This window comes from Citrobacter sp. RHBSTW-00017, from assembly GCF_013797615.1.
Classification (GTDB): domain Bacteria; phylum Pseudomonadota; class Gammaproteobacteria; order Enterobacterales; family Enterobacteriaceae; genus Citrobacter; species Citrobacter braakii.
In genome coordinates, this window is the sequence record NZ_CP056899.1 from 801,292 (window position 1) to 814,174 (window position 12,883).

Below are 12,883 nucleotides of genomic sequence, written 5' to 3' on the forward strand. Positions count from 1 at the left end.
AAGTATCTTTTTTTGCCTTAAGAACTTGTTAAGGATTAACTTATTTAATAGTCGTAAACCAAAATGAAAGGGAGACATGACGATGAAAAAATTAGCTGCAATGGTTGCTGTAATGGCACTGTGTTCCGCACCTGTTCTGGCAGCGCAGCAGGGCGGTTTCTCTGGACCGACAACCACCACGCAAAGCCAAAATGGCGGATTTGTCGGCCCGAATGGTAGCAGCGCGACGGTAGAAAGCGCCAAATCACTGCGTGATGACACTTGGGTTACCCTGCGCGGGAACATCGTTGAGCGTATTTCCGACGACCTGTATGTGTTTAAAGATGCGACTGGCACGGTGAATGTGGATATCGACCACAAGCGCTGGAACGGCGTAACCGTCACACCGCAGGATGTGGTTGAAATCCAGGGTGAAGTGGATAAAGACTGGAACTCCGTTGAAATCGACGTGAAACAGATTACCAAAGTTGCCAAATAATCCCCATCAGGGCCGCACTCGTGGCCCTTTTCTTTGTGACTCAACACGCCAGATAGGGTAGTATCTGCGGCAATATTGCCCTTCAATAGAGGGGTACAAAGTTGAGGAACCACGATTAATGAGCGATATGGCAGAGCGCCTGGCGCTGCATGAATTCACGGAAACCGCCTATCTGAACTACTCCATGTACGTCATCATGGACAGGGCGTTGCCGTTTATTGGCGATGGTTTGAAACCCGTTCAGCGTCGCATCGTGTACGCGATGTCCGAACTGGGGCTGAATGCCAGCGCCAAATTTAAAAAATCCGCCCGTACCGTCGGTGACGTACTGGGTAAATACCACCCACACGGCGACAGAGCTTGTTATGAAGCGATGGTACTGATGGCGCAGCCGTTCTCTTACCGTTATCCGCTGGTCGACGGGCAGGGGAACTGGGGGGCGCCGGACGATCCGAAATCCTTCGCGGCGATGCGTTATACCGAATCCCGCCTGTCTAAATATGCGGAAGTTCTGCTGGGTGAACTCGGCCAGGGAACGTCGGACTGGGTGCCAAACTTCGACGGCACCATGCAGGAGCCGAAGATGCTGCCTGCGCGTCTGCCAAATATTCTGTTGAACGGCACGACCGGTATTGCCGTTGGTATGGCGACGGACATTCCGCCGCATAACCTGCGTGAAGTGGCGAAAGCGGCGATTACCCTGATTGAGCAACCGAAAACAACGTTGGATCAGTTGCTGGACATCGTGCAGGGGCCGGATTACCCGACCGAAGCGGAGATCATTACCTCGCGGTCGGAGATTCGTAAGATTTACGAAAACGGACGCGGCTCCGTACGTATGCGCGCGGTATGGACGAAAGAAGACGGCGCGGTGGTGATTTCCGCACTGCCGCATCAGGTTTCCGGGGCAAAAGTGCTGGAGCAGATCGCCGCTCAAATGCGCAATAAAAAGCTGCCGATGGTAGACGACCTGCGCGACGAATCGGATCACGAAAACCCGACCCGTCTGGTGATTGTCCCGCGCTCCAATCGTGTGGATATGGAGCAGGTGATGAACCACCTGTTTGCCACCACCGATCTGGAAAAAAGCTACCGCATCAATCTGAATATGATCGGTCTTGATGGTCGTCCGGCGGTGAAAAATCTGCTGGAGATCCTCACCGAATGGCTGGCGTTTCGCCGTGATACCGTACGTCGTCGCCTGAACTATCGTCTGGAAAAAGTGCTTAAACGCCTGCATATCCTTGAAGGTTTGCTGGTGGCGTTCCTCAACATTGACGAAGTGATCGAAATTATTCGTCATGAGGATGAACCTAAGCCCGAGCTGATGTCGCGGTTTGGCATTTCTGAAACCCAGGCTGAAGCCATTCTTGAGCTGAAATTGCGCCACCTTGCCAAACTCGAAGAGATGAAAATCCGCGGCGAGCAGGATGAGCTGGCGAAAGAGCGCGATCAGCTGCAAGGCATTCTGGCTTCTGAGCGTAAAATGAGTAACCTGCTGAAGAAAGAGCTGCAGGCTGATGCCGAGGCCTATGGCGACGAACGCCGCTCTCCGCTGCAGGAACGTGAAGAAGCGAAGGCGATGAGCGAGCACGACATGCTGCCGTCAGAGCCAGTGACCATTGTGCTGTCTCAGAGTGGTTGGGTGCGTAGCGCGAAAGGCCACGACATTGATGCGCCGGGATTAAGCTATAAAGCGGGCGACAGCTTTAAGTCTGCGGTGAAGGGTAAGAGCAACCAGCCAGTGGTGTTCGTGGACTCGACCGGACGCAGCTACGCCATCGACCCGATTACGCTGCCGTCGGCGCGTGGACAGGGTGAACCGCTGACCGGGAAGCTCACGCTGCCGCCGGGCGCGACGGTTGAGCACATGCTGATGGAAGGCGACGATCAGAAACTGCTGATGGCATCAGATGCGGGTTACGGTTTTGTCTGCACCTTCAACGACCTGGTAGCTCGTAACCGTGCTGGTAAGGCATTGATTACGCTGCCAGAAAATTCGCGCGTTATGCCGCCGGTTGTGATTGAAGATGAAACCGATATGCTGCTGGCAATCACCCAGGCCGGTCGCATGTTGATGTTCCCGGTAAGCGATTTGCCGCAATTGTCAAAAGGCAAAGGGAACAAGATTATCAATATCCCTTCAGCGGAAGCGGCGAAAGGTGAAGATGGCCTGGCGCAGCTCTACGTGTTGCCGCCACAAAGCACGCTGACTATCCACGTCGGTAAGCGCAAAATTAAACTGCGTCCTGAAGAGTTGCAGAAAGTGACCGGCGAGCGTGGCCGTCGCGGTACGCTAATGCGTGGTCTGCAGCGTATCGATCGCATTGACATTGACTCGCCTCGACGCGCCAGTCACGGCGACAGCGAAGAATAACGCTACCGTCCGGCTCTCCCTGTTTTAGCCCGGGGAGAGCCAACGTTAAAAATTCCCGTGAAACCGTTGTTTATTCGTGCGTTGCGATTAACAATACGCTTTTCCAGAGAGCCGCCCTTAACAAAGCCCTAACCTGATACTGCGTGATGAATCAGGTGACGTAAAATGCCAGGCTCTTAGGCCTCAGAGGTTGTTATGCTATATATTTTTCGTTTAATCATTACTGTTATTTACTGCGTTCTGGTCTGTATTTTCGGTTGCATATACTGTCTGTTCAGCCCACGAAATCCAAAACACGTCGCAACGTTCGGTCATATGTTTGGCCGCCTGGCTCCCCTTTATGGCCTGAAGGTTGAGTGCCGCATGCCGGCAGACGCGCAGAACTATGGTAATGCTATCTATATTTGTAATCATCAGAACAACTATGACATGGTTACCGCTGCGAATATTGTTCAGCCGCCGACGGTGACGGTAGGTAAAAAAAGCCTGTTGTGGATCCCATTCTTCGGGCTGCTGTACTGGTTAACCGGCAACCTGCTGATTGACAGAAACAACCGTACCAAAGCGCACAGCACCATTGCGGCGGTGGTGAATCATTTCAAAAAACGTCGTATTTCTATCTGGATGTTCCCGGAAGGAACGCGCAGCCGTGGTCGCGGTCTGCTGCCGTTTAAAACCGGCGCGTTTCATGCGGCGATTGCGGCGGGTGTCCCGGTTATTCCGGTGTGCGTTTCAACCACCTCGAATAAGATAAAACTCAACCGACTCAATAATGGTCTGGCGATTGTAGAGATGTTGCCGCCGGTAGATATTAGCCACTTTGGGAAAGATCAGGTTCGTGAACTGGCAGCGCATTGCCGTACGCTGATGGAACAAAAAATCGCAGAACTCGATAAAGAAGTTGCTGAGCGGGAAGCCGCCGGTAAGGTTTAATCCGCGCAATTCGGGTTTGTTACAGGAAAAGATTTCCTGCGTGTTAATCGCCAGTTTTTCATGGAGTTTATATGTCATTCAGTCGGCGTCAGTTCATTCAGGCATCGGGGATCGCACTGTGTGCAGGTGCTGTTCCGCTGAAGGCTAATGCTGCCGGTCAGCAACAACCGTTACCCGTACCTCCGCTGCTGGAGTCCCGTCGGGGGCAGCCGTTATTTATGACGCTGCAACGCGCCCACTGGTCCTTCACGCAAGGCACGCGCGCACCTGTCTGGGGGATTAACGGTCGCTACCTGGGACCGACGATCCGCGTCTGGAAAGGGGATGACGTCAAGCTTATCTACAGCAACCGTCTGACTGAAAATGTCTCGATGACTGTCGCTGGATTACAGGTGCCAGGCCCGCTGATGGGCGGCCCGGCGCGCATGATGTCCCCTAATGCAGACTGGGCACCAGTGCTGCCGATTCGTCAGAATGCCGCTACGCTGTGGTATCACGCCAATACGCCAAATCGTACTGCCCAGCAGGTTTATAACGGTCTTGCCGGAATGTGGCTGATTGAAGATGAAGTGAGTAAATCACTGTCTATTCCCAACCACTACGGCGTGGATGATTTTCCGATCATTATCCAGGACAAGCGTCTGGACAACTTTGGTACGCCGGAATATAGCGAACCCGGCAGCGGTGGTTTTGTCGGTGATACCCTGCTGGTCAACGGGGCGCAAAGCCCGTATGTCGAAGTCTCTCGCGGCTGGGTGCGTTTGCGTTTGCTGAACGCTTCAAACTCACGTCGTTACCAGTTGCAAATGAGCGATGGCCGCGCGCTGCATGTGATTTCCAGCGATCAGGGCTTTTTACCTGCGCCCGTTTCGGTGAAGCAGCTCTCGCTGGCGCCTGGCGAGCGCCGTGAGATCCTGGTGGATATGACTAACGGAAATGAGGTCTCTATCACCTGTGGTGAGGCGGCCAGCATTGTCGACAGGATCCGCGGATTCTTTGAGCCTTCCAGTATTCTCATCTCCACGCTGGTATTGACGCTGCGCCCGACCGGTCTCTTGCCGCTGGTGACCGACAGTCTGCCAATGCGCCTGCTGCCAACGGAAATCCTCAGTGGTTCACCGATTCGCAGCCGTGATATCAGTCTGGATGACGATCCCGGCATCAACGGTCAGCTGTGGGACGTCAACCGCATGGATATTACCGCTCAGCAGGGCTCCTGGGAGCGCTGGACGGTACGAGCGGATATGCCTCAGTCTTTCCATATCGAAGGCGTCTCGTTCCTGATCCGTAATGTGAATGGCGCAATGCCGTTCCCGGAAGACCGGGGCTGGAAAGATACCGTCTGGGTCGACGGCCAGGTTGAATTACTGGTCTACTACGGACAACCTTCCTGGGCTCATTTCCCGTTCTACTTTAACAGTCAGACGCTGGAAATGGCGGATCGTGGTTCGATCGGACAGATATTGGTGAACCCGGCGCCGTAATGCGCCGGAGTTTCCGTTACGCCCGCCAGAACATGCGCGAGAACAGGATCAGAATGGGGTAAATCTCCAGACGCCCCATGATCATGGCCGCGCACATCAGAAGTTTTGCCTCCTCGTTTAAAGTGCCAAACGTCGTTGCGGTGATGCCAAATCCCAGCCCCATGTTATTGATGCAGGCGGCAACGGTGGCGAATGAGGAGAAGAGATCGTAGCCCATCAGATTGAGCGCCCAGATAAAAAAGCTGGTAAATAAAACGTAGAGAAAGAAAAAGCTCCATACCGAACGCACTACTCGGTCGCTTACTACGTTATTGCCCACTTTGATATTCAGCAGGGCGCGAGGATGCGCGAGCTGGTGTAACTCCTGACGGCATTGCTTGAACATAATCAAAAAACGCAGCACCTTAATCCCCCCGCAGGTCGAGCCGACACAACCGCCGAAGAAACTGGCGCTGAGCAGCATGAATATCGTGTGCGAAGGCCACTGCGCATAATCCGCCGTCGACAGGCCATTATCTGTCAGCATCGAACTGGCCAGAAAAAAGGCATGCACCAGGCTGTCCGTTATCCCGTACATACCCGCCCGCCAGACCTGCCAGGTGGCGATCAGGGTGACAACCAGCGCAATAAGCAGAAAGAAACGCAGCTCGGCATTACGACGAAAGGGCTTAAAGGTACGTTTCACAATAGCTACGTACCAGAGGGTGAAGTTAAACGCAGACAGCAGTGAAAACAGTCCGGCGACTAACTCAATAGCGTGGCTGTTATAAAACCCGATGCTCTCGCTACGGGTGGAAAATCCGCCGAGAGAGACCGTCGACAGCCCGTGGCATAAGGCATCGAAAAACGACATCCCGGCAACCCAGTAGGCCAGAGTACAAATAAGGCCGAGAATGACGTAGGTCAGCCACAGCGTACGTGCGGTATCAGCAAGCCTTGGCGTGAGGCGTTCTTCTTTAAAGGGACCTGGCATTTCAGACTGATACAGCTTCATACCACCAATACCCAGCAGGGGTAATACCGCCACGGCAAGGACAATAACCCCCAGACCGCCAATAAAATTTAGCTGAGCCCGATAGTACAGATACGATTTCGGCAAGGCGCTGACGTCGTCAATCACCGTAGCGCCAGTGGTGGTTATCCCGGAAACCCCTTCGAACAGGGCATCGGCAAAGGAGAGATTTAAGCCATCGTCCATCCACATCGGCATGGCGCTGATAAACGAAAACAGCAGCCAGAACAGGACGATAATGACAAAGCCATCCCGGGTTCGTAGTTGAATACCTGCATGTTTGGTTGCCAGCCACGCTCCACCGCCGAGGGTAAAGAACGTCATAAATGTGCTGAAAAAGGCGAAAAAGCTCCGCTCTTTATTTAACAGAGCAATGCCCATCGGCGGCAGCATGGAGAAGCTGTAGAGAAGAACCAGAAATCCGCACAGGTGAACAACTACCCGTAACTGGGAAATATGCAGTGAATCGTTGAGTCGCAATGAAAAATCCCCCGCCGAAAAAGAGTTATCTCAGCTGGCCGGCATGGTGTTAATTATGAATGATAAAAATGGGCGTCGTAAAATTTAACAATTTAAATCACTTTCTACTTGTCCGACTCAGACTCCACTTCATTTCTTGCCGACATACAGCGTATAATCCCCGGCCTTTGATTATTTTTTTACCATTTTTGGAAGCACTATGAGCGCAATATCCCTGATCCAGCCGGACAGAGACCTTTTCTCCTGGCCGCAGTACTGGGCTGCCTGTTTTGGCCCGGCACCATTTTTGCCGATGTCACGCGACGAAATGGACCAACTTGGCTGGGATAGCTGCGACATCATTCTGGTTACCGGCGATGCATACGTCGATCATCCCAGCTTTGGCATGGCAATTTGCGGCCGTATGCTGGAAGCGCAGGGCTTTCGTGTTGGGATTATCGCCCAGCCGGAGTGGAACAACAAAGACGATTTTATGCGTTTGGGTAAACCGAACCTGTTCTTTGGTGTAACCGCAGGCAACATGGATTCGATGATCAACCGTTATACCGCCGATCGCCGACTGCGCCATGACGATGCTTATACGCCAGACAACGTGGCGGGCAAACGCCCGGACCGCGCGACGCTGGTCTATACCCAGCGCTGTAAGGAAGCATGGAAAGATGTGCCGGTTATTCTCGGCGGTATTGAGGCCAGCCTGCGCCGTACCGCGCACTACGACTACTGGTCTGATACCGTTCGTCGCTCCGTGCTGGTGGATTCAAAAGCCGACATGCTGATGTTCGGTAACGGCGAACGTCCGCTGGTGGAAGTGGCGCATCGTCTGGCGATGGGTGAAACTATCGATCAGATCCGCGACGTGCGTAACACCGCAATTATGGTTAAAGAAGCGCTGCCGGGCTGGAGTGGGGTGGATTCCACGCGTCTCGACACGCCGGGCAAAATTGACCCGATCCCGCATCCATACGGCGAGGATTTGCCGTGTGCCGACAACAAACCTGTCGCACCGAAAAAGCAGGAAGCGAAAGCGGTAACTGTACAGCCGCCGCGCCCGAAACCGTGGGAAAAAACCTACGTGCTGCTACCGTCCTTCGAAAAAGTGAAGGGCGATAAAGTGCTGTATGCACATGCGTCGCGCATCCTGCACCACGAAACCAACCCAGGCTGTGCGCGCGCGCTGATGCAGAAGCATGGCGATCGCTACATCTGGATCAACCCGCCAGCCATTCCGCTCTCTACCGAAGAAATGGACAGCGTCTTTGCGCTGCCGTACAAGCGCGTGCCGCATCCGGCGTATGGCGACAGCCGCATTCCGGCCTATGAGATGATCCGTTTCTCGATCAACATTATGCGTGGCTGTTTTGGCGGCTGCTCGTTCTGTTCGATCACCGAGCACGAAGGCCGCATTATCCAGAGCCGCTCTGAAGACTCGATCATCAATGAAATCGAAGCTATTCGCGACACCGTTCCGGGCTTTACCGGCGTGATTTCCGATCTCGGCGGCCCAACGGCGAACATGTATATGCTGCGCTGTAAGTCACCGCGTGCGGAGCAAACCTGCCGTCGTTTGTCATGCGTCTACCCGGATATCTGTCCGCATATGGATACCAACCACGAGCCGACGATTAACCTCTATCGCCGTGCGCGTGATTTGAAAGGCATTAAAAAGATCCTTATCGCTTCAGGTGTGCGCTATGACATCGCGGTTGAAGATCCGCGCTATATCAAAGAGCTGGCGACCCACCACGTGGGCGGCTATCTGAAGATTGCGCCAGAGCATACTGAAGAAGGCCCGCTGTCGAAGATGATGAAGCCGGGGATGGGCAGCTACGATCGCTTTAAGGAATTGTTCGACACCTACTCTAAACAGGCCGGTAAAGAGCAGTACCTGATCCCGTACTTTATTTCTGCGCATCCTGGGACGCGTGACGAGGATATGGTGAATCTGGCGCTGTGGCTGAAGCAACGTCGTTTCCGTCTGGATCAGGTGCAGAACTTCTATCCATCACCATTGGCGAACTCCACAACCATGTATTACACCGGGAAAAACCCGCTGGGTAAAATTGGTTACAAGAGTGAAGACGTGGTGGTGCCGAAAGGTGATAAACAGCGTCGTCTGCATAAAGCGCTGCTGCGTTACCACGACCCAGCCAACTGGCCGTTAATCCGCCAGGCGCTGGAAGATATGGGGAAAAAGCATCTGATCGGTGGTCGTCGCGAATGTCTGGTTCCGGCGCCTACGCTGGAAGAGATGCGCGAAGCGCGTCGCCAGAACCGTCATACCCGTCCGGCGTTGACCAAGCACACGCCTGTGGCGCATCAGCGCCAGACGCCCGCCGCCAACAAAAAACGTGGGAAAGTAGCTGGGCGCTAATCTGTCTTGCCCGGGAGTGAAATGTTTACCGGGCCTGAAAGACCGTCGGCCGGATAAGGTGCCATCTGGCAGAAGTGCTCAGTAATTATGCCTCACGAATTCTGGCCGCTAATGCGGCCAGTTTTGCATCATCCGCCCGTTCATGATCGTGTGACGACAGATATCCTTCATATTGCTCGAAAAATTGGTTCTGCTGCGATTCAATCGGCTTCCAGTGGGGCAGATCGCATGGGACTCAATTAGCTGTGCACGTGGTCTACGCCGAAATTCAAATCAGTAAAGGCCCGACGAGAGGTCGGGCAGGAGAGAAGGGGTTAACCGCCGAACTGGTCCGGGTCTGGTCCCAGACGTTTGCCCTGATCGAGCTTTGCGATTTCGCCTAATTCATCTTTATCCAGGCGGAAGTCCCAGACGTTAAAGTTTTCTGCGATACGCGCAGGGGTGACTGATTTCGGAATAACCACCAGGCCGCTATCCAGATGCCAGCGGATGACAATCTGCGCCGGTGATTTGCCATATTTCTCCGCGAGATCGCGGATAATCTTTTGATCAAAGACGTCTTTGCCGCCCTGCGCCAGCGGGCTCCAGGATTCGGTCTGGATTTTATGCGTTGCGTTCCAGGCGTGCAGTTGGCGCTGTTGCATAAGTGGGTGAAGTTCTATCTGGTTAATCACCGGAGGTACGCCGGTTTCATCCATCAGACGCTGGAGATGATTGATCTGAAAGTTACACACGCCGATGCTCTTAATCAGCCCTTCTTTTTGCAGATCGATCATGCTTTCCCACGCTTCAACGTAGTGGTCGATCGCCGGAACCGGCCAGTGCATCAGATAAAGATCGAGGTAATCGAGCTGGAGTTTCTCCATGCTTTCGAGCAAGGCTTCCCGAGGGCGTTTCTGGTCATCGTTCCACAGCTTGGTGGTGATGAATAACTCTTCCCGCGGTACGCCCGCATCGCGTATTGCTTTGCCGACACCTTCTTCGTTTTTGTACGCCGCAGCGGTATCAATTGAGCGATACCCCACTTCCAGCGCTTTGTGAATGGCAGTGATGACCTCTTCGTTACTTGCCTTCCAGACCCCCAGGCCCAGCTGCGGCATGACGTTACCATCCTGTAGTTTAATAATGGTTGGACCGGTCATAATTCCTCCCCTGAATTGAGTTTACCGAGGCAAGCCCCGGTAAGTTAGGTGTGACTTAAGTCTGGCCTATCCTCGTCATACTTCAAGCTGCATATGCGTTGGCTTTATTACGCGGCCCATCCATGAGCCTCGCCCTTTCAGGTCCGCTGCAAGCAGCGTTCAAATCTGCTCCCGGCAGGTTTGTCGTTTCACCCTCAGTCACTGACTTATGTAAGCTCCTGGGGATTCTCTCCTTTGCTGCCTTTATGCAACTCGAAATATTTAGAATAAAAATACCCAAAAATGAAAGGCGGAGGTGAAAAAACCTTAGCGGGCAGCTTCGTAAATCCGACGGCTGACCTCGAGCGTAATGTCCTGATGTTCGCCCAGTTTTGTACCGCCGTGCGCTTGCAGTTTTTCCAGTAGCGCTGGGATGGAGCTACCGTCCAGGCCGTAGTCAGACAGACGAGTCGGTACGCCCATTTGTTCGAAGAAAGCGCGGGTTGCGGCAATAGCGGCGTCGATGCGTTGGTCATCGGAACCTTCGGTGATATTCCAGATACGCTCTGCGTATTGCAGCAGTTTGGCACGTTTGGTATCGCGTTTTTCATTCCACAGCGCTGGCAGAACGATCGCCAATGTTTGAGCATGATCCAGACCGTGCATTGCGGTCAGTTCGTGGCCCAGCATATGCGTTGCCCAGTCCTGTGGTACGCCTGCGCCAATCAGACCGTTCAGCGCCTGGGTTGCCGCCCACATAACGTTCGCACGCACGTTGTAATTTTCCGGCTCCTGCAATGCTTTCGGGCCTTCTTCTACCAGCGTAAGCAGAATACCTTCAGCAAAGCGATCCTGAATTTTCCCGTCAACCGGATAAGTCACATACTGCTCAACGGTATGTACGAAGGCATCTACGACGCCGTTCGCAACCTGACGCGGCGGCAGGGTATAGGTGTAAACCGGATCCAGCACGGCAAATACCGGCTGCACAAATGGGGTCATAAAGGCCAGCTTATCGCCGGTGGTTTTACGCGAAATGACCGCGCCGGAGTTAGATTCAGAGCCGGTTGCTGGCAGGGTTAATACGGAGCCCATCGGGATAGCGCTTGTTACGTCGTTGCCGTGGGTTTCCAGAATGCGCCATGGATCGATGCCGTCAGCGTATTGTGCCGCAGCCGCGATGAATTTGGTGCCATCCAGCACCGAACCGCCGCCTACCGCCAGCAGGAACGTCACTTTCTCATCACGCACGATTTTTACCGCGTTCATCAGCGTTTCATAAGACGGGTTCGGCTCAATACCGCCAAACTCCAGCACGTCCAGGCCTTTCAGCGCATCCTGAACCTGTGCCAGGACACCGGTTTTTTTCACGCTACCGCCGCCATAGGTAACCAATACGCGAGCATCCTGAGGGATTTGATCGCGCAGCTCAGCAATCGCACCTTTACCAAACAGAATGCGGGTTGGGGTATGGAGATTAAAGTTGTTCATTGCTCGTTCCCTTATGTGGGTAAAAAAAGAGGGCAGGAGAGTGTCTGCCGGATGATGAACATTGTGGTCGTCAGCCGCGCTGCTCTCAATGCTCATTTCTGCCGATGTCTTGCCCATTTCTACAGACTGCTGGAGAAAACGGATAAATCTGCGCATTATGTCAGGGTTGCAAACCGATGATGAAATGGTGCTCTATGAACCGTGATGAGATCTGCCTTCTGCTGACAGATAAAATTAAGCAGCTGAAAAACAATGAAAATAAACTCAGCGAACTGCTGCCAGATGTCCGCCTGCTGCACGGCACTGAGCCGGCAGCGCGTACACCGGTAATGTATCAGCCAGGAATCATATTTCTCTTTTCGGGACATAAAATTGGTTATATCAATGAACGTGTATTTCGTTATGACGCCAACGAATACCTGTTGCTAACCGTACCGCTACCCTTTGAATGCGAAACGTATGCAACGCCGGAGGTTCCCCTGGCCGGTATCTACCTGAATGTCGATATTCTGCAATTGCAGGAGCTGTTGATGGACATTGGGGAAGATGAGCTGTTCCAGCCCGCCATGGCGGCCAGCGGGATCAACTCCGCGACGCTTTCTGACGAAATACTGTGCGCCGCTGAGCGCCTGCTGGATGTGATGGAGCGACCGCTGGATGCGCGTATTCTGGGGAAACAGATTATTCGCGAGATCCTCTACCATGTGCTGACCGGGCCGCGCGGCGGCGCATTACTGGCGCTGGTCAGTCGCCAGACGCATTTCAGTTTGATAAGCCGGGTGCTGAAGCGCATTGAAACCAAATACACCGAAAATCTCAATGTCGAACAGCTGGCGGCAGAAGCGAACATGAGCGTGTCGGCGTTTCATCATAATTTTAAAGCGGTGACCAGCACGTCGCCGCTGCAATACCTGAAGAGCTATCGTCTGCATAAAGCACGGATGATGATGATCCACGACGGGATGAAGGCCAGTGCGGCTGCCATGCGCGTCGGCTATGAGAGCGCATCGCAATTCAGTCGGGAATTCAAACGTTTCTTTGGCGTAACGCCGGGGGAGGATGCAGCCAGAATTCGAATGATGCAGGGGAGTTAAACTTGCTCAGCGCTGGCCTGATAAGCGAAACGTCATCAGGCG

General features: G+C 53.6%; 9 protein-coding genes and 1 pseudogene. 6 read left to right on the plus strand and 4 right to left on the minus strand.

The annotated features are described in order from the left end of the window. Window positions 1-82 precede the first annotated feature (82 nt). The 4 genes from HV037_RS03880 to ftsP all read left to right on the plus strand — a co-directional run bounded on the left by HV037_RS03880 (window position 83) and on the right by ftsP (window position 5,272). Window positions 83-478: a YgiW/YdeI family stress tolerance OB fold protein gene (locus tag HV037_RS03880; RefSeq protein ID WP_016154511.1), complete on the plus strand. Its 396-nt coding sequence runs from the start codon at window positions 83-85 to the stop codon at window positions 476-478. 118 nt (window positions 479-596) lie between these two features. Next, window positions 597-2,855, plus strand: a complete 2,259-nt coding sequence (gene parC / locus HV037_RS03885; protein ID WP_181545589.1) for a DNA topoisomerase IV subunit A — start codon at window positions 597-599, stop codon at window positions 2,853-2,855. Window positions 2,856-3,050: 195 nt separating this feature from the next. Next, a complete protein-coding gene (gene plsC / locus HV037_RS03890) occupies window positions 3,051-3,788 on the plus strand; it encodes a 1-acylglycerol-3-phosphate O-acyltransferase (protein WP_016154509.1) in 738 nt (245 codons plus the stop codon). 71 nt (window positions 3,789-3,859) lie between these two features. After that, a complete protein-coding gene (ftsP, locus tag HV037_RS03895; RefSeq protein WP_046276172.1) occupies window positions 3,860-5,272 on the plus strand; it encodes a cell division protein FtsP in 1,413 nt (470 codons plus the stop codon). Between the two features lie 16 nt (window positions 5,273-5,288). On the opposite strand, the gene HV037_RS03900 is transcribed toward ftsP, so the two are convergent. Beyond that, window positions 5,289-6,764 (minus strand): TrkH family potassium uptake protein, encoded by a 1,476-nt coding sequence (locus HV037_RS03900; protein WP_103284239.1) that lies wholly within the window; start codon window positions 6,762-6,764, stop codon window positions 5,289-5,291. Between the two features lie 199 nt (window positions 6,765-6,963). Between HV037_RS03900 and HV037_RS03905 the strand changes: the two genes are divergently transcribed. Then, on the plus strand, window positions 6,964-9,135 hold the full coding sequence (locus HV037_RS03905) for a YgiQ family radical SAM protein (RefSeq protein WP_003024532.1): 2,172 nt from the start codon (window positions 6,964-6,966) through the stop codon (window positions 9,133-9,135). Between the two features lie 85 nt (window positions 9,136-9,220). On the opposite strand, the pseudogene HV037_RS03910 reads toward HV037_RS03905, so the two are convergent. The 3 genes and pseudogenes from HV037_RS03910 to yqhD all read right to left on the minus strand — a co-directional run. Next, window positions 9,221-9,401: pseudogene (locus tag HV037_RS03910) on the minus strand (hypothetical protein); the annotation flags it as partial. 48 nt (window positions 9,402-9,449) lie between these two features. Next, window positions 9,450-10,277 (minus strand): 2,5-didehydrogluconate reductase DkgA, encoded by an 828-nt coding sequence (dkgA, locus tag HV037_RS03915; RefSeq protein ID WP_016154506.1) that lies wholly within the window; start codon window positions 10,275-10,277, stop codon window positions 9,450-9,452. Window positions 10,278-10,583: 306 nt separating this feature from the next. Then, the gene (gene yqhD, locus HV037_RS03920; protein ID WP_003838168.1) at window positions 10,584-11,747 is read right to left on the minus strand and encodes an alcohol dehydrogenase; all 1,164 of its coding nucleotides are present in this window, start codon (window positions 11,745-11,747) and stop codon (window positions 10,584-10,586) included. Window positions 11,748-11,941: 194 nt separating this feature from the next. On the opposite strand from yqhD, the gene HV037_RS03925 reads away from it, so the two are divergent. Beyond that, a complete protein-coding gene (locus tag HV037_RS03925; protein WP_029139662.1) occupies window positions 11,942-12,841 on the plus strand; it encodes an AraC family transcriptional regulator in 900 nt (299 codons plus the stop codon). The last annotated feature ends 42 nt before the right edge of the window (window positions 12,842-12,883 follow it).